At 59.1% G+C, this 19006-nt stretch carries 10 protein-coding genes; all 10 read right to left on the bottom strand.

Annotated features, from left to right (window positions below):
• Positions 1-108: 108 nt before the first annotated feature.
• The gene (gene brxL, locus AC25M7_RS25130; RefSeq protein WP_486971611.1) at positions 109-2157 is read right to left on the bottom strand and encodes a BREX system Lon protease-like protein BrxL; all 2049 of its coding nucleotides are present in this window, start codon (positions 2155-2157) and stop codon (positions 109-111) included.
• Entirely contained in the window at positions 2154-4502 is a 2349-nt protein-coding gene (gene pglZ, locus AC25M7_RS25125) for a BREX-1 system phosphatase PglZ type B (protein WP_486971610.1), read from the bottom strand. Before pglZ ends, brxL begins: the two co-directional genes overlap by 4 nt.
• Complete coding sequence (locus AC25M7_RS25120) at positions 4493-6325, bottom strand: DUF262 domain-containing protein (protein WP_486971609.1); 1833 nt, start codon at positions 6323-6325, stop codon at positions 4493-4495. Before AC25M7_RS25120 ends, pglZ begins: the two co-directional genes overlap by 10 nt.
• On the bottom strand, positions 6322-9690 hold the full coding sequence (locus AC25M7_RS25115) for an Eco57I restriction-modification methylase domain-containing protein (protein ID WP_486971608.1): 3369 nt from the start codon (positions 9688-9690) through the stop codon (positions 6322-6324). The genes AC25M7_RS25120 and AC25M7_RS25115 overlap by 4 nt, the downstream gene beginning before the upstream one ends.
• Positions 9691-9703: 13 nt before the next feature.
• Complete coding sequence (gene brxC, locus AC25M7_RS25110) at positions 9704-13156, bottom strand: BREX system P-loop protein BrxC (RefSeq protein ID WP_486971607.1); 3453 nt, start codon at positions 13154-13156, stop codon at positions 9704-9706.
• Positions 13157-13171: 15 nt separating this feature from the next.
• Entirely contained in the window at positions 13172-13723 is a 552-nt protein-coding gene (locus tag AC25M7_RS25105) for a BREX protein BrxB domain-containing protein (protein WP_486971606.1), read from the bottom strand.
• Positions 13710-14510 carry a hypothetical protein gene (locus AC25M7_RS25100; RefSeq protein WP_486971605.1) on the bottom strand — a complete coding sequence of 267 codons (801 nt, stop codon included), beginning with the start codon at positions 14508-14510 and terminating at the stop codon, positions 13710-13712. The genes AC25M7_RS25105 and AC25M7_RS25100 overlap by 14 nt, the downstream gene beginning before the upstream one ends.
• 20 nt (positions 14511-14530) lie before the next feature.
• Positions 14531-15445, bottom strand: coding sequence for a helix-turn-helix transcriptional regulator (locus tag AC25M7_RS25095; RefSeq protein ID WP_486971604.1), 915 nt, complete (start codon positions 15443-15445; stop codon positions 14531-14533).
• Positions 15446-15656: 211 nt separating this feature from the next.
• Positions 15657-17570, bottom strand: coding sequence for an NERD domain-containing protein (locus tag AC25M7_RS25090; RefSeq protein WP_486971612.1), 1914 nt, complete (start codon positions 17568-17570; stop codon positions 15657-15659).
• 337 nt (positions 17571-17907) lie between these two features.
• Positions 17908-18633, bottom strand: a complete 726-nt coding sequence (locus AC25M7_RS25085; protein WP_486971603.1) for an inovirus Gp2 family protein — start codon at positions 18631-18633, stop codon at positions 17908-17910.
• Positions 18634-19006 lie beyond the last annotated feature (373 nt).

Genomic DNA, 19006 nt, shown 5'->3' with positions numbered 1-19006 from the left:
GATCTTGAATTCTTCAGGGTAACGCTGACGACTCATGGCACCTCCTATTTGGGCCTCATTATGAGGCTTGGAGGTGTCTACGAAACCAGGGGCGATTCAGTTATGCGATCACTCAGCCATGGCCTTCAACAGGGCATCTCGGGCATCGGAGTAAAACTGAATGTCGATCTTGGTTGCCATGTCGTCGGACAAGTCGACCAATTGGCGTCGACACGCCACCGGCATCAGCAGCGATGTCGCGCCTTTCTCAACGGCGATCTCCGCAATTGTGACCGCGTTGTGGACGGGTTCGATCGATCCCCCGAGGTTGATCTCGCCAACGGTGATGAGACCGCCCCGTACACTCCGCTTCAGCAGCGATGTGCACAACGCAACTAGAGAAGCAACGCCGAGCTTCGCACCAGACTTCGCTGCGTCGAAAGCCCTAAGCTGTACTGTGAACTCATGCTGCCGAGGGTCTTTGTCGCCGACCAACTGCATCGACCTGGCATACAGGTTCTGCTCGGCGAAACCAATGCTCTCGCGGAACGCAGGAGGAATTGGCTTGTTGAGCACCTTCACACCCGACCCAGGCCCTTCATTGACCTCGATGCGGTAGAGGCCAGAGCCTTCCTCGCCGCCGCCCGGGCTGATAGCCCACACCTGTCCGGGCTCCAGCGGATCGCCGCCGATGCTGTTTTCGCTTTGCAGCTCCGGCGTAGAGACAAACTTCTCGACCCCGTCGGCGCCCATGATGTAGCTAAAGTGGGTGTTGCGAAACTCGGCGGCACCGACACGCTTTTGCTGCTCTTTCACGCGGCGCCGTACCTCCATAGCAATGCGAACGGCCCACTCCAGATCTTCGTCGGGGACCGGGGCATCCGCGCTCGGGTACAACAGCTTGAGCAAGCCGCTGACCGTCTTGTTGATCGCATTCGTATCGCGTCCAGACAAGGCACCGCCAAAGAAGACGCGGTTTTGCAATTCGCTCACGCGGCTCTGATTGCGAAGCTGGCTCCAGCACTCGGACAGAAAGTCGCTGACCAAGCCGAAGTGGTTGGTCACCAATTCCTTGTTGATCTTGGGTACGTCCCACCCTGGCAAGAACGCATGGATACGGTCCATGAACGCGGTGTCATCCCGCATTTCTGGCGGCATAGGCCCAAACAAGTGGCCGATGCGCTGCTGGTGCTCAACATCTACGTCGAAGTTGCCGACCATCACGATGCTGCCATCGGCACGAATGCTCTCTTTGCCTCGGCTGAATTCACCGGACTCCATGTAGCCCTTCATGATGTTCACGCCATCCTTCTGGTCGAAGGAGATACCCGACACCTCATCGAAGCAAACCACGTCGTATTGGCAAACCAAGCCCCTGCGGCCTTTGGCCGTGTTTTCCACGAACATCTTGGCAACGGTAGCTTTGCCGCCTGATACAAGGTGAGCGTAGGGAGAAACCTGCTGGAACAGATGGCTCTTACCGGTGCCGCGAGGCCCGAGTTCAACCAGGTTGTAGTTGCGCTCGACGAAAGGCACCATTCGCAGCAGCAGCGCGTTCTTCTGCCGCTCGTTCAAAGCAACTGGTTCAATCCCAATGGACCGGAGCAGAAACGACTTCCACTCCTCGGTCGTAAATTCGGCGCGTGCCTTGGACAGTGTCTCCAGCACATCGCGCTTCGATAACTGAATCTCCCGCAGGGAGGTGATCCCAAATGGTCGCCCTTTGGCCTCCTGGGCGATGGCCACATCGAACGTCACGCCCAGCTCGGCATAGAAGCCGCCGGTCAACATGCGTTCGTGCTGATTCACCAACTCGCTGCTGATCCGCACGTCCGCCAGCCGTAAGCTCGGCAAACTAGCAACGTACTCGCCCTTGTTGTCGACACGCGCCGTCACCAGATCGATGATCTTTACCTCGCCGGTTTCAAGCGCCTTGGCTTTGAACAGCTCTTCCTCGCCAGCACGTACCGTGCGGGACTTGAGTTGGCGTTGAACAATCTCCAGCCCTTCGTCAATCTCCTCTTGGTCGGTGCTAGCGCAATAGCGCCCGAGCATGAACTCGACCACGTAGGTAGGTACCGGAAATTGCCGACTAAAGGTGCGGACCAGATCTTTCCGGACCAGATACCCGTCCAACACCGAGGCGGCTTTTTTGTCTATCTGATCCAATTCAATCACTTATTCCCTCCTCCAATCACGGTGCTTGCTTCAGCCATCAACTCGCCCGATGCGCTGAGCAGGACCAGAAACGCCGCGCGGCCTTGCAGCTCTTCGTTCTCAACAACAACCGATGCGGTGCCGTTGTCTTTGAGCGGCTTCACGCTCACGACCACGCTAGACGCCGGGTCGCCCGCCTGCGTTCGAATGTCCAGGGACAAATTCGCGTACTGACCATCCACGGCCGCCGTGCAGCGCAAACCCTTCCAGGCGATGTCGGTGACCTCGGCCACTTGCTTGCCTGATGCGCTTCCGCTGCGGGTCACCACCAGATCCAGGGTTAGGCACTCTTGCATGCTCAGCCCGCCGTGGTTGTAATCCACGGATTTGCCATAGCAGCTCACGCCGTCGGCCAGCGCGAACTGCTGATGGGGGTTCCAGAACCAAGGGTACAAACGCTCACTGGTGGAGGCGCCAGGTTTGATCGAGGCGCAGCGCCCCCATTTGTTGTCGGTGAGGTCTTTGGACATCTGGATCGTGGGCAACTTACCCGGCATGAGCAGCCAGCCGTGGTCGGTCACTACCCGAACGCTGTTCCACCCTGCAGCCAACAAAGCGCCGATACGTTCCGCAATTTCTGCCAAAAGCGGGTCGATATGCTTGGCCAGCTTCCAGCCTCGCGCGTGTCCCTCGCTGTCGATATCGCCAAATTCGCACCAAGCGTTGCCCTGGCCGTCGCCGTTTTCGGTACGGTCCAGCACCTTCCAGTGGTTGTCGTTCAGCAGCTTCTTCAAGTGATAGCCGCCCTTGAGCGACTGGCCGGTGGCAGCGACGCAAGGCTCGAAGTCATCACAATCGTCGGAGCCACTGATCAAGCTTCGAACAGGAGAAACTGCGGCCTTTCCAGTAGCCGTCACACTAGGCAAAGCCGTCCAGTTCATGGATTCCGTAATTTGATAGCCACGCGCCTCCAATCCTGTCGACAGTCGACGAGCGGTATCAAAGCGCAAACCGTCAACAAACATGACGCATTGCCCACTGACCCTGTAAAAAGCTGGCGCTTCTGCGATTCGCTCGCCCGGATATGCGGAACCATCAACCAGCTTTTGCAAATAGCGCGCAGACTCTTCCAGCCAGGGCAGATAGATCGCCCGTATCGCTGCAGTCACCGCATCCACGTCGGCCGCCTTGTCTACGCACGCCAGCGCTGACAGCACTGCATCGTCAGCTCGCCAGCCCTGAGTGGCATACCCGGCCTGCAAGTCCGCGACCGAACCGGCCGTCAACGCCGTCTTGGTCACTTCCGCAACCACTGCCAGGTGCTTGACAGCCAACGCCAACGGCGACTCACCCAACTCGGCCCACACCAATTCCCAACGGGGCGCATGTGCTTTCTCAAGCTCTAGCAAACGTGTCCTGGCTTCATGCTCAGGCAGATGGCTCAAGGCCAACAGGTCACGCTGGAGTGCTTGCTCCTGTTCCTCGTTCCATTGCGGCCAGCCGCCGGCAGAATCCGAAGTGACAAAGAGATCGAAGATCGGCGGCTTGCATTGACGGATTCGGCTCAGGATGTTGGGGTAACGCTTCGGTGCCTCGCTGTAGCGCTCCCATACCGAATGCCAGGGGCCCTCGCGCATCGCCAACTTGCTGGCACCGGCCAGCACGCCATCAGCCTGGGGGTTGAAGGCCAGCTGTGACTTGCAGACCTCCACAAAGGCCTTCCACTCGTTGGCACCGCGCGTGATCTGAAACGCGTCGCCCAGATCCAGCCACTGCAGCAGGTCGCGCACTGGGTCGCCGCCGGTCAGCAGGGTATTGAAGTAGTCCTTGTCTAGCCGCTTGCCCTTCAGCAGTTCAAGCTCTTCATCCAGCAGCCGGTACAGCGCCAGTTGCATGGCGTTCTTGGCATCGTTGTCCTGGGCCACATCCAGACCCATGCCACCTTGGTCGGACTTCAGGAATGCCATGATGGTCCAGTCCTTGGCGTTGGCCTGCGACCAAATCACGCCCCGGTACTGCAGTTCAGCCAAGGGCTTCAACAGGTCCGGGCAGTCCTCGATGGCCCGCAAGTCCTGGCGGCTTACGCCAGGCAGGTAGAACACAGGAACCCGATCGGCCGGCAAGACAACTTCCGGTGCTTTGCCCGCGATCACACAGCGCAGCCAAATAGCCGGACCCACACGGTTTTCAGGCGCGTAGTCGCCTAGCATCAGTAGTTCCGCCAGCTCGCTCTGCAGGCGCGGAATCACCGCCTCCCACTGGCGGTCCTTATCGGGCCACAAGATGCACGAGGGCGCGATTTGAACCTCAGGGTTGAAGATAGCTGAGTCGTGCAGGGCTTTGACCAGGTGTTCGATCACGCGCATGGCTGGCCCTCCGTCATGGCAAAGAGGCTCATCACTTGCTCCACCAGCGTGGTGGTCCGTGCATCAATCTGCGCCACGCTCCACGCCTCGACCGCCCCCAGTTCGGCGTTGAGCTTGAGCCCGTTCTTGTAGCCCACTTCACGCCCCTTGCTGTCGGTGCGGTCGCGCTTGTCTTTGAAGCTCTTGTTGCCCAACGCGCTGTTGAAACCCGAGACCGTCAGGTTGCCCAGCTTGTGGACATGCGTTTCCTGAATTGCTTTGGCCTTCTTCTCGTCGCCGTCCGCGATCATGGTCACCCAAGACGCAGGAATGTTGTCGCCTTGCGGGAAGATGTGCTCGATGGTCCACACGAACAGCTTGCCTTCGTACTTCCACAGATCGACCCACGTCTCCTTAGTCATGTTCTGCTCGGCCAAAGCGCACAGGACAAACCGGGTGACCCCGGCGTTCTCCTCATAGATGGCACCTTCCAGCTTGCTACGGAAAGTCTCATCGCTGGCCGATACCACTAGCAACTCGTCGCGGAGGGCGGTTATCACAGCGTCACCTGAAAGCGCAGCCACCTTGTCGATAATGGCCATGAAAAGGCGCGTCAGGTCGCGGGTAGGCGGCGTGTCGGTGAGGTTGCGTCGAACGAAGAAGCAGACCAGCAGCCGCACCATCGTTCCTAGCTGCGCCACGTCGATGCCCAGCGCTTCGCGCCGCACCAGCAGGTACAGCATCAACAGGTATGACGGGGCGCCCTGGATGCGGTCCAGATCTTTCAGTGGCTTGTCCAGCGGCGCCCAGGCCTCATCGGTATTCCGGGCCAGCATCAGTGCATACAGCTGGCCAGCGGAACGAATGGCTTGCAGATGGTGCTTGGCATCCTGGTTTATCAGCTTCTCGTAGATCTGGATCAGGTTGGACCTTGTGGCCACCGGGCCGAGAGGGTCTTTCTTCTTGTCCTCTTCCTTGCGGAACGGCACGTTCAGCGGGTCTTTGAACGCGTTGTAGTAGTGCCGGAAGAAACGCTCCTGGACGCTGTAGTCGTCGCCCAAATAGCCCAGCAGCTTGTTCCACACGTCAAAGTAGTGATCCACCTTGCCCGGCTCGGTGGTTTCCAACCGTGCTAGCAGCTTGTTCTTGATCAGGTCGATGGCCGTGAGCGGCATTCCACGGTTGTTGAGCGATTCGAACAGCGTGTAGGCATCGGCGTGGCTGGCCACTTCGATCTTTACCAGGCAAGCCTGGCTCACCTTGTCGAGGAAGGCCATGATCGACGCCAGGCGATCGCTTCCGCCATTCACCATCTCTTCGATGCGCGCCTGGAAGTAGCGGAAGGCGCGGAAGATCTTGCGGTTGCCCGCGTAGGCCGGTGTATCGAATGGGCTGATCACGCCCACGTCGGATAGGACCGCACGGTAGTCGTTCTGGTTGCTGTTCTGAATCTGCGGGATGACGCGCAATTGGTCGTCCCCCTTCTTCAGCACCAGCTTGCGCTTGAGGTTGATCAGCTCTACGCGCTGATCGTCATCCAAGTCCTTCTCGTGAAGCTTCAGCGACTGATACAGCGCGGCAAAGAGCAGTGACAGCGTCGTCAGCCGCTGCTGGCCGTCCACCACCTCCAGCCGCTGTATCGCCAGCGTGTCGGTGGTCTGGTTGATGCAGATGATCGAACCCAAGAAATATCCGGGATCATTCTCCTGCACGTCATCAAACAGCGACTCCCACTGAGCCTTGCTCCAGGTGTACTCGCGCTGGTAGCGCGGGATCGCATAGACGACACCTGCTTCGATGTCGAAGAGCTGTGAGACCGGGTAGTTGTTGACCGACTTGATCACTTGGCCTTCTCCCGTGCCTTACGTTTTTCCTCAAGGCTCAAGTGGTGGTCATTGATCCGGTCACCGACCTTGCCACCGTACTGCAGGCCAAGCTCATACCAAGGCGCCGAGGGCACATCGCTGCCGCGATCTTTTTCCCAATGCAGACTCTTTGGTTTGTCTCGCAACACGCCTGCGCCTTTTTTGCCGACATCAGGAACTGAGAGGAAGGGACGGATGTTGAGACGCACGCCGTCGTTGAGATCGGGGTTCCAGCCGATGGGCTGATCTTCGAACGGTTTCCAGCGCACGAAGATGTCGTGGGGGGCCTCGCCGGCCAGGATCAGCTCAAGTCGCTTCTTCAGCGCTTCGGCGGCTGCCAATTTTTCCTGGGCTCCGTCAACGCCGTTCTCGGCATCGCGCTTCTGGCGGCTGATCCAATCCCCCAGGTAGGTGTAGATCAGCGCTTCCAGCGTTTTGTAGTCGAGCTTGTGATAATTCACCAAGGCGGCAAAGCCATCGCGCAAGCCGTCCCAGATGTGCCAGACAAACGGGCGATTGCCGAACAGTGCGCAGTGCTGAGTGAAGAACTTATCGCGCAGCCAGGTTTCGAGCGACTTGCCGGCGTGGTCGGCGGCCTTCAGCAGCTGTGCCAGGACGTCGTTACTCCAGTCGTCGCCATAGGCGTCGGCCAGTAAATTCAGTAGCCGATCACTTGCCGACGATTCTCGGCCCACAGGAGGGATGCAGACGATTCCGTCTTTGTCCGCATGGGCGACCAGCGCCTTGCTGCGTGTAATCCATTGACGCGCCTCACCCGACAACTCCATCTTGTCGTCGGATTCGGCTGGCCAGGTGTAGCCGACCAAGCGGGCGACAGCCACCTGCAGGGGAGAGGTTGCCAGCAGCGGGTGACCATGAAAAATCCACTGGGTTGGGTCGTCGGAATAGGGTTTGGGTAGTCCTTTGGGGTAACGCTCGGCTGCAACCTGCTGCCAATGTTCCAGATCGAAGGGAACTTTCGTTAACGTTGCGGCAGTAACTTTGAGAGCCGCGTCTATCTCGCGTACAGAGCGGCGATATTCTGGGTCTGAAACAAACGCCCAAACAGCGAGCGTATTTTGTTCATCGTTGGGAACGATGGGACAGACGTTGTCGTCAAAAACTTCACCCGCATAGAGGAAAGGCTCAAGCTCCTTCATCTTGTTGACTGCAACGCCTTTTCTCGACCAGACGTCTTGCCCGTGGATACGGCAGCCGAGTTGGCTTGTAAGGCGCCCATCATCCAGTCCAACACTGGTTACAAGCGTACGTCCAGACCAAGGGTCTCCTGGCGTCGGCGAATCAAGCCACTTCAAGTTGTTCGTGCCCAGCCTCGGCACCTCCCAGAACTCCCTAAGGAATCGCGGGCTATCACCTGTCGTACTACCTTTGCCATAAGCTCCGATATCAGCAAGAAGGGTCGCAGACTGAATGTTGCCAAGGCTGACCCGTACATCCGGATTACCCAACTGGCCGCGTTGCGAAACCTCTGCCAGCGCGCCGTCGCGCAGCAGTGCGGCCTTTTCTAGGGCCGATTTAGGTGCGCTGGCATCCACGCCGCGCAGCTGAAAACCCTCCGCCGCGTGAGCCTGGGTTTGAGTGAGCAGGATGGCCTGCACGACCTCGCCACTGATGGTTTCGAACGCCCCAGGCCCCAGCCGTGCAAGCAGGTTCCACTGCACTCGCTTAAGCAGTGATTCGCGTTGCTTCTTGTAGCTGCCGAGGAATAGCCAGTTCTGCGGCATGACGATCTGCACCACACCGGTGCCGTGGTTGCCTTCGGGTAAGCAGGCCAGTTCCAGACATCGCTCCAGAAACACATTGGCCAGATCGTTCTTGGCCTCCGAATAGTGGCTCTCGCAGTAAGCCTTGAGTGCTTCACTCTGCTTGCCGCGGGCAAGATACGGCACGTTGGTGATCACAAGCTGGTAGCGTCCATCGAGCAAACGAGCAGCGTCGAGCAGGCCCAGGGCGCTAAGCGCCGAATCCCAGCCTTCTTCACCATCCTTGTGCTTACCCGTGCCCTCTCGCGCTAGCGCGTCGCGCAGCAGCTCGCCCAATTCGCGGTAATCGGCGCCGAACAAATCGCCTTTGCTTTTGCCAGGTGACAGCAGGCTGCCGAGCAGCGGGGCCTGGGCAAAGAGCTGATGCAATCGCACCAGCCCCTCACGCAAATGCACGGCATTGGTTGCGTCTGCTGGAACCAGCGCCTCCCAGTCCTGCGCCTTGGCCGCCACCTTCAGACCGCAGCAGGCGATGTTGGGTGCCGGAATCTCTCGCACACCGAGCGGTTTGCCAGATACATCTGGAAAGCGCCAGGCTTCCAGCGCCACTGCAAACACCGCGATCTCCACGCAGCGCGGGTCCAATTCCAGACCGTGGATATTCTCGGTCAAGACGCGGTTGACCGCTTCTCTGGCTTTCAGGCCCTCCGCTGCCATACGCATCGGCACCAGCATCAGGAAAGCAGCCACCAGGAAATGCCCCGAGCCGCAGCACGGGTCCAGCAACTTGAATTCGGCCAATGAGTCAGGCCAGCCCTCGAACTTGCCGGCAGCCGGTGTGCCGTCTCCCAGGGTGCGGAAGTAGTCGAGATTCACCGGACATGGCTTGCCCGGATGCCGGGTGGCCCACCAGGCGCCAAGTGAGTTGTGCAGCAAGAACGCCACCATGTACGGCTCGGTGAAGAGCTGGGTGACAGCGGGCAACTGGTCGGCGCCGATCTTCACTTCCGACTTGTTGATGCGCTCCTTATTGTCGGCTTGCCAGAACTGGTACACCCAGCCCAAGCTGTCACTGGCTTTGAACACCGCATCGGGCAGGTCCTTGAGCAAGCGCTCCAACTCGCTATGGTGCTCGGGCGCGAAGGTCAGCTCGAACACCGGTGAGCCAGGCTTGAATACTTGCGGCAGCATGCGGGCGGCCAACTTGCCGGCCAGCTCCCAACCGCTCTTGGCGCCTTCATCGGGGGCCAGCTCATCGCACTCTTCGATAGTGACGGCCACGCCGTCGTACATCAGCAGGTTGTTGTCGGCCAGAAAGCGTGCAAACAGCATGCGGTGCCAGTGCTGGTAGGCCACCTCTTGCACTAGGTGCTGCAGCTCTTGCTTGCCATAGGTCGGGTTCGTGCTCTTCGAGTCGCGGGCGTCACCGAGCTGCTTGCCATGGGTGCGCAGGCGGTTGCGCAGCGCCTTCTCGGCATCGCTCAGAAACGCTTCCGGCTTGTCGTGGCCAACGCCCAGTTGGTCTACCGCCGCGTGCGCAGCCGTTTCAGCGACCGTGCGGGCTGCTCTAACCGTTTTCTCCAGCGCGCTGCGCAGGTCTTTATCCAGTGCTTGCATCATGCGTATTCAGGCCTCAGTGCAGAACGACCGGGCCGTTTTTCAGGGCCTGCGCTATGGTCTGTCGGGCATCGTTCAACCAGGTTTCGATCTCGGCCTCCGACTTGATGGTCCGGCTGGGCAGCTTCACGAATTGCGCCTTGGGTTCCATCAGCTCGGCGGCAGCCACCAGCACGGCATCGAAGCGCGAGTCAATTGCGGCAACACGGTCAGCGAGCGACGACAGCGACAGTCGATCCACCGTCGCCAGCACCTCCTCGGTGTTGGCCACTTGCACCTTGGGAGCGTCGGCGAGGGTGAGCTTTTGTGCGACCAGCAGGCTGTTGCGCTGCTCAGGCTCCAGCTGCTGCCAGTTGGTATCGGCGTCCAGGCGCACCATGCCGTTCTTGTGGCGGGTCTGGTATTCGCCGTGCAGGCGGTTCAGCTCATCGCGCAGCAACTGGGTGAGGCTGGCCACCAGCGGCGTGACGGGATCTGGCTCCTCCAGCAACTGGCGTTGCTGCTCGATGTGCGTGACTTGCGCTACCAATACGTCAGCGCCCGACTGGCCATTGGCGTGGGCGAGCAGGCGCTTGAGCGTGTTCCAGGTGGGCAGGCGCTTCTCAATGCGCTCAGCCAGATCCGTCCAGGCGTCGATGGCGTCGCTGAGTTCATCGCGCTGGTTGTACAGAGCCAGTAACTGCTCATTGCCGGCGGTGAGGCGGATTTCTTCTAGTCCCTTCGTTTCGGGGCGCGCTGGACGTGGGGCTTCGCCCCCGGCACGGTTGGCCAGCTCTTGCGCGCTGACCAGGAACTGCGGCACGTAAGCCAGCTCTTCGCCTTGCTTGGCGGTGAGACCGACCTTCTGCAGTACCTTGCGAATCTGGATACGCTGCGCTGCCGAGACCGTGGCCGATTCGACCTTGAACATGGTCTTGCCGATGACTTTGCGCTCCAGGTCTTTCGGGTCGATGGTCTGGCCCTTTTCATCTTGGGCGCGAATCAGTCCGGCCACCAGCAGCACCTGCAAGCCACCGTCCACGGCGTCACCCGACCAGCCGTAGGTGGCGCCTTCGAAGTTCTTGCGGATGTCGATGCCCTTCTTGCCGCCAGCAATAAAGGCCAAGATGGCTTTGCAGACCGGGTTCTTGGCTGGCTCGCCGTCGTCGGCCACGCTCTTGAGGGCGTCCGGCGCACCTTTCTGCGCCTTCTCATAGACCTTGGCCCACCAGGCATTGTCGGCAATGTGGAACTGCGGATAGAGCCGCTGGAGAGCGTTGGTGGCGGCTTCCAGCGTCATGTCCTGCAGGTCGGCGCCCAGGATTTCGTTGCCGCCGCCTTGGAAGACGCGAGCACCAGAGAACGCCTCTTGCAGCAGTTCGCGGATCTTGCCCTCAGCGGTCTGCTTGGTGGTTTCCATCGCCGAGCGGGCTTCGGTACCCTCAGCGGTGTTGGGCACGCCGCGCTTGTCCAACGTGGCACTGGCGGCTTTGAAGTCGATCAGGTAGTGCCGCAGATCGTCGGCCGAGCGCTTGGGGATGAACACGAACACGGTGGGCGACTGGTTGCCCGCCTGACGTGCGTCGGCACGCACCGAATTCTCGTCAATGCTCCAGCCGTCACGCACCCAAACGCAAACCTTCTCGTTGGCGTCAGCAGGCAACTGCGCATCGAACACTGGGAAGATGTCGCGCGTGACTTTTGAGGTGCCTTGAGTGAGCGACAGCTTGCGCACCATCTCTCCGAACTTCTTACGGATGCGGTCGTCGCGCTCCGCATCTACGCGATGGGCTTCGTTGGCAAGGCTATTGCGCTGGCTGAGGAACTCGTCGTTCCAAGCGGCGCTTTCCTCAGTCTGGATACGGTATTCATCACCCACCTTCATCAGCAGCTCGCACTTGTCGAGCAGTCCTGGGAGCTTGCTGCGCAGTGCGCTGGAGCCTTGAGTGAGATCTTCCACCAGCAAATCGGCCAACGTGTCGACTGTGGCACGAATGCCGATCTCGTTGTTGCTACTGGCCAACTTGTTGATGAGAAACACCAGGCCGCAGGAGCGAGCCATCAGGCGCTGGTCGTCGGTGCCCTTGGCCCAGACCAAGGTCTTCTCGTGAACCTTGCGCGGGAGGATGCGCGACTGCAGCAGTTTGTCGGCCGCATCGAAATACAGGTAGTCGGCGGGCACGACGCTGCCTACCGGCGCATCCACATTGGTCTGAATGACCTTGTGAATCATCGAGAGCTGGTTACGCAGCTGACTGTCGGTGCCGGTTTGGTCCAGCACGCGCAGGGTGTTTTCCCAGAAGCGGCGGCGCACCGGCAGGATCGGGTAGTCCTGCGGAAAGAACTGAATGTCGTCGGGGCGGTGGCCGATGGTGGTACCTGCCAGGTGACGTGAGATCTCACCGAGGTTGGTCTGCATGACCTTTTCGACCGGCGCCTTGGCCTCTGGCTTCTTGGCCAGAATGACCTGGCGGATCACGGCGTCAACGTCGGCGTCGGACAACTCAACGCGCACGGTGAAACGGCCCTCAAGCTTCTTGAGGTTGGATGTGCCAGTGACAGCAGTCTGGCCGGTGCCGATGAACAGCATCTTGGCGCCGATGTTCTTGCAGCAGGCTTCTACCACTTCCTGCACGTCAATAGAGCGCTGGCTGTCCTCGCCGATGTACTGCTGAACCTCGTCCAACACCACCAGGGTGAGGGGAAACTTGCCGTCGCGGGTTAGTGCCTGGCGAATGGCCTTGAGCATGTCGGCACTGGAGACGTCCTGCACATAGGGGTACAGGTTGTTCAGGGTCTCGACGCAAGAGACTGGCGACGTGAACAGATTGGGCTTGGCTTTGACCAGAGCCTCGTGCAGGCCCTCGGCCACGTAGAAGTTGTCGAGTTCTTCGTTCCAGTCGAAGCCGCTCTTTTCAACATGACTGCGAACCGCGTCGTAGATGCCTTCATTCTGGAGCCACATGACAAAGCGCGCTACCGGGTACTGTTCCGGCAGCCCGACGGACTTGAAGAGGATGCCCAGCAGGGCCATGCGCACGGACTTGTCGCGCGAGCTGGAACCCAATGTGCCAGACGCCGCGTGCAGACCACCGTGGCGCTTGGCCTGGGTGCTGAGTTCTTTCAGGTAGTCACTGACGCCCTGCGGCAGGTTGGCAATACCGCGTGCGGTGGCGCCATCGTCAAACGTACTGTCCACCCACAACGCACGCAGCATTTTGACCAGGTGCGATTTGCCCGAGCCATAGAAGCCGCTGACCCACACGGCGGGCTGCTCGGCCTGCTCGACGTTCTTCAAGTAGACGCCAAGGATGTGCTCCAAACCCTTTTCGTACTGGCCATCACAGACGAAGGTCTCGAGCTCATACCGCAGCACGGACAGCGCCTGGTTGGTTTTTTCGTCGTTGACGCTGGCAACGCCCTCGTTGACCAGCTTTCGGGTCGACGGGTCCTTTTGATAGATGTCGCGATTGAGCATGGCTGTTGTCATGGATTGGTCCCTTAATCAGAATTCTTTGTCGGCGGTGATTGGCACGGCGAGGTAGTTCCAGCCGTCGTAACCGTCCAGCAAGCGGTAGTTGTTGTCTTCGTAGCTGCCGGGGAAGAACACCAGCAGGCGGCCCTTTACCTTGGGTGCGAGCTTATCCACGACTTCCTTGACCTTCAGGAAACCAAACAGCGAACCGACGCCTTGGAGCGCCACGACGAAGTCCTCGCTGACGTTTTTGTCCTGCAGGAAGGCATCGAACTCGGCCTCGATGTAGCCGAGGTACTTGGGCAGCAGAGTGGAGAGCAGATTGGGCTTCTGGAAGTAGCTCTTGGCATAGCGCTGAGACGCAAGCCAGTTCGGGAACGAATCCGTCAAGTCGAACAGCACCCAGTCATGGCCACCCGCGCGGGTGGCGATCTCGAACTCGTCGACTTTGGCCCGCAGGCGCAGCTCTTCAGTCTCGTGATACACGCAGAAGATCACCCGCTGGGCAGCGGCGGCGTCATCGCGCCATGGCACGGCGATGTATTTGCTGTAGGACTGGGTCAATCGCTTAATTCTGCTCACGGAGCCACTCCATTTCCTGCGATGTGATCAGGTTCGGAAAAAGCACCTCGACCACTTGGCCCACGCGCTTGAGCGAGATCCAGCCTCGACGCGAGGCGTCCTCCGCTAACTCAATCGTCCTTTCGAAGGAGCAGTCGAGCATCTTTGTGTAGTCGCTTTTGAACAGCGACTCGCCGCGCAGTCCGTTGACATAACCCAACAGCAAGGACAACGACACGGCGCCTGGTGTCGCCACCGCACGGGCCCGCACCTTGCGCACACGCCCAGCCAGATGGCCTGACTGGGTCCAGGACGAGTTGATGTTCTGTGCGGTGGACTTGAGCGTGGCCTTACTGAAGCGCCCTGGCTCTTGCGCATCGATGAACTCTTCCATCGATTCACGAGTGATGGTGGCCCCTTCCTGGAAACCCAGAACAAAGGGTGCGGTGGCTCGAAGCATGGGATCTCGCGTGTAGGCGCACAGCGCGGCCAACAGCGGCTGCCCATCTACATCCCGCTGCCAGAAGAAACGCAGAGCGCGGAACACCAACAAGCTGGCATCGAGCGCGTAGAGGTCGGCCAGGTGCCGGAAAGTCAGCGCCCGCGTTTTGCCGGAGCGCTTGCTCAGGCAATTGGCGGTTTGAATGGCTTCCAGATAGTCGGCCTTGGCCGCGTCCGCTGAGTCCACAAAGGACAGCAGTGCGTGCAGTTCGACGAGCATCATCGTCCGGGCGGTGTGGACACCGCCGCGCTCAAAACTGAACCCGAGTTGCTCCAGCTTGTGGTTGCGTTTGTTCTCTACGGTCACGTTGTTATCAGTCCTGGTATTTAGTCGGCATCGGCGCCGATCCGCTGTTGATCAGGGGATCGGTATCCCGGCGCAAGCAAGGCATTGCGCACACCGTAGATGGCAAGGTGATCTCTCAGCCAAAGCCGGTACTCATGGCCGCGCAGGCTATGGTCCGGAGAGCAGTCGACGCTCCATTTGCGCAGGATGTACCCGGCCGTGGCAGCGCGTAGTTTCATGCGCAGCACGCCGTCACTCATGCCGTAATCCATTTCGGTAATCTCTGGCCGGGGTTGATCCGGGTGCGGCACTAACTCGAGCTCGACGATCCGGGTCCACTGAATGTCTTGATCGCTCATCTCATGAGAGGCCACTGGCAGCCCCTTGAGCACGCTGGGATTCTTGATGCGGGTAATGACGAAATCCCGGAACTCCTGCGACTTCCGGTCAAAGGCGCGGACGTGCCATCGCAAGCCGTTGTCGATCAGCGCGAACGGGACGATTTCCCGCTCAGTACGGCCACTGGCAATGGAGTGGTACTCGATGCCGAGCGGACACTCCTGGTGGATCGCCCGAGTCACGCTCGCCAGCACATCCAGATCCGGGGGGGTGAGCCGGGACGGGCTCTCGCTGGCCACCCACGCTTTGAGCCGCATCGGTTCGCCGTCACCAAAACCCTGAGTCAGCCACGACAGCACCCGCTCCGGGGGGAAGTCAAAGACCGGCTGGAAGTCCGGACCGAGGACGTAGGACTTACCTTTGGAGTCGTAGTCGATGTTATCGGAGGCCAGTTCCTTGTACAGCGCCAGATCCCTGGATGCAGCGGCGGACTGGATACCAAAGCGCGCGACCAAGTCCTGGCGGCGCATCTCCCCAATGAAGCGCACGCGTAACTCCACGAACGCGAGTCGATCGCGTTGTGGCTGGGTTAGATCTGCAAGCTGTTCGTTCGACATCCTGGCTGGCTCGTTCGGGTTAGCGAATGCTTGTGCTTACTTCTGCGGGACAACACGTACCCACCCTTAGAACACGAACATTACCCTATTTTGATTTGTTGTGCGTTGCATTTTGATAACCATTGAAACGGAAGTTAAAATACCTTTTGCCGCAAAACGCCCCAATCCCAGACTGATAGCAGACAGAGCCAAGACCATTCTCGTCCGAGTACTAGCAGATGCCTCGCCACAGCTCATCGGACTCGACAACAGCTATAAGTCGGTCAGCATTAAACCCATCCGGGAACAATGAATCCCTACCTTCCTCGTCCGATTGATCCATTGGTCGGAGCAGATGCTTCTCGTCTCGCAGAATGACCTCCAATGCCTCGCGGGACACCACTCTGAACCCATCGACTGAATGCCCGTCGAGCTCAATGGAGGTATCTACGATCCAGGCCTGCAGATGCACGTCAGGATGCTGACCGCGGTAGCCCAACCTGGAGCGCAGATCTTGATCAGCCACCAACGCCTTTGCCACCGCAATCCGCTTGCGCCGCAATTGCCAGGCAGCCTTACGCAAGGTATTGGTGCGATGCAGCCAGACCTCATGAGTGGTCGAGCGGATATACCCCGACTTGACCTCCATAAGCAGCAGCACGCCATCCCTCTGACAGATCAAATCCACCTCGCCGGCGTCGTCCTCTTCTGTCACCGTCGGCCGATATCCCACCTCAACAGCAAAGCCTCGTTGCCGAAGGCTCTCGGCCAGAGCCAGCTCCACTCGCTGGGTTTCTGCCTGCACATGAGCTCTGAGAGCATTCACGCGCCGCAGGTTGTTGATGGCTGCCGTGAGGTTGTTTTGCTGCGCGCCGACCCAGGGAAACTGAAAGCTGTAGCGGCCAATTTTGTAGAGGGGCTGTTCGTACAAGCGCGGCGCGGGCATCCCCGGCTGCTGCTTCAGTTGCTGAGATAGCGCTTTGAGGTCGCTGGTCCAGAACTTGAGAATTGCCTTGGCTGAATCGGCGCTGCCTTGCGGATGTTCCTCGCTGACCGTCCAGCCTTTAATCCTGTGGATCTTTTCTTCCTCCTCGGACCAGGTCATGGGGAACCTGTTTTCTGCCGACAGCATGCCATCCATGGCCAAGCGGCCAAGCGCATGGGCAAGCACGCCCGACTCTCGAAGGTAGTCCTGGAATGGCTGGATGAACTGGCTCTGAAAGAAAACCGAGGTCAGCTCGCTCGCCAGCAACACGTGGTGAAGCTGAACCTGGGTACCATTACTGAGAGAGAGCCGATCACCCAGGCCGTAAATCTGCTGCAGTTGCAGCTCGCTACGCATCGCCTTGATATAGGCCAACTGATTCAGCTCATGGCTCTCAGGCGAGCCGATAATTTGTTCGGCCAGGCCGGAGTCGACGAATGCCTGCACGGCACGGCTCATCCAGTAGTTCCAAATCAGATCGCTCTTGCGCCCGGCTCGCTGCCACCGCTCGGTTCCCGCCTCCGACTGGTTATAGATAACCGACTCACCCGGTTTTAGCTGGTAACGGCACTCCGGATCGAAGCAGAACCAGTCAATCGAACCCTCGTAGTCGATCCGCTCTTGGGTTGCCGCAATCAGAACAGCCAGCCATTCGAGGTTTTCACGATATCTAGCTGCATCAGCGGTGGACGATCCAGGGAAAATAATTGGAGACAGATGCCGCTTCAGCGACTGCCCGAGCCGCGACTCGTTCAGGCGAAAATCCTCATCTGGGCAAGCCCGGAGTTTTCTCAAGATGATGCGGTTGTAGACCTTCCACTGCTGACCGGAACGATCATCGGAAGCGTCTTCAGAAAACGCCTGATAAGCCAGCACGCTGAGGTAGGAAAACAATTCCAGCAGGGATAAGTGCCCAAGCTGCTTTTCAGCGTTGGTAATCAGCTCATCAAAGGGCTTGAGCTGATCCAGCAAACGGTCACAGACACCGAAGAATACCTGCCACTCTCCCCCCACGAGCGCCGCACTAAGCGCAAGCCATAGCGGCGAAGCAGTACGCTCAAACAGCTTCGAGTAGCGGATCGCCCATCTAAGGGTGTCTGGGGCATGACTGGCCAGCTCCAGCAGGAGCTCGATGCTGACGGCAGTGTCGAAGTGCAGCACCCGACTGAGGGCAAGGCTTGCCAACTCAGATTGAGCGATCGCCTCCGCATCATGCCAAAACGGTGCGGAAGCCAGGCCAGTCGCGCGGTCAAGTGCAGAGAGGTTTTTACCTGCAGGCCGCTGATCCAGGAAATGATGCAAACATTCATCAAGAGCACGGCCTTTGCCGAGTGCAGGCTGATTCCTTTCATATACCGACTGATAATGCTGCCGGCATCGCTCCCTTTTCTCTGTCATCCTGCAGCACTCACACCAGCCTAAGAATCCTGACCAGAGCCTAAACCATCGACCGACCAGGGCTCCACAAGCACGGTGCCAGAACGCCGCAAGTAGACAATTAGCCTCTGCTGGTGCCGAATCCTCGCTGACGATCCCCGTAGGTCTTCGTCGCCACCTTGCACAGGTAGCTGGCTCGGTAGAACAGCGCTGGCAGTTCATCCACCAGAACCTTGCGATCACTTCCTGCCACCTTTCGCTCACGGGGCTTTCGATCCACCCGATACGTCGCTTTATCGGGAATATGCACTAGCCCTTCGACCAGCCAGACCGATAACCCCAACGCACTGGCCCAAGCCTCCTGCAAACGATCAATCATGTTCACCCTCTCTGCCCCCAACCGACCTACGGTGTAGTAAGCATCCCTGTTCAACAGGATCAGCAGGTGGTAATGCTGCTTGCCTTCCTGACCGGTCTCCCTCGACCAGACGTACCGCACCTTGCAGCCACGAGCGTAACCACGCTCACCCACCCTCCCCTGGTGGTACTGGATCTTCCTCGTGAAGGACTCGAAGAACCGGCTGATGACCTGGTTCGTATAGGCGTAGTCTGGCAGCTCGATACCTTGGGGTAGCCTGAGATCCACCCTGAACGCCAGCACCCTCGGATACTCAGCCAAGGCCAGCTCGATGGTGTGCCTGAGTTCGGACAGGCACTCACGGATGAAAGGCCCTTTGTCACGCATCAAAGGGAAGCCTTCAAAGGTGTCTTCGTAGTACAGATGGAGATTGGTATTGGCGGGATGACGGCGTGGGTAGCGCTGGATGATATCGGCGTCGTTGAACATGGTTATGACCTCTCAGTGGTTGAGTTTCATAAGCCATGCCTGTGGAGTTTTAATTTACCGGTTACCTTTCCCTGCCTGATCCTCGTTGACTGGATGCCCGGTGACGTAGCTCATCCGTGATGTGGGGACTGGTCTCTCGTGGTGGATTGATCTGACTACTCGACTGGTAGTGGTTCAGCGTCCGATGATCAGTCCCCTCCACGTATATGGGGTCTGGTCAGTGATGCTTGCCACCGCTGGGTTAGGCGGGAACCCTTTGGGTAGTAATAGCTAGGAGGGTGTCAGAAATTTTGTGTTCGGGCATAACATGAGTAAGAGGTGCATGTATGCCAACCAAAAAGAAACCCTTGCGTGACCTGCCCAAAATCCCCAA

It is taken from the genome of Pseudomonas sp. P106(2024) (assembly GCF_057480815.1).
The sequence above is the reverse complement of the archived record's forward strand: the minus strand, read 5'-3'. Positions and strand labels throughout refer to the sequence as shown.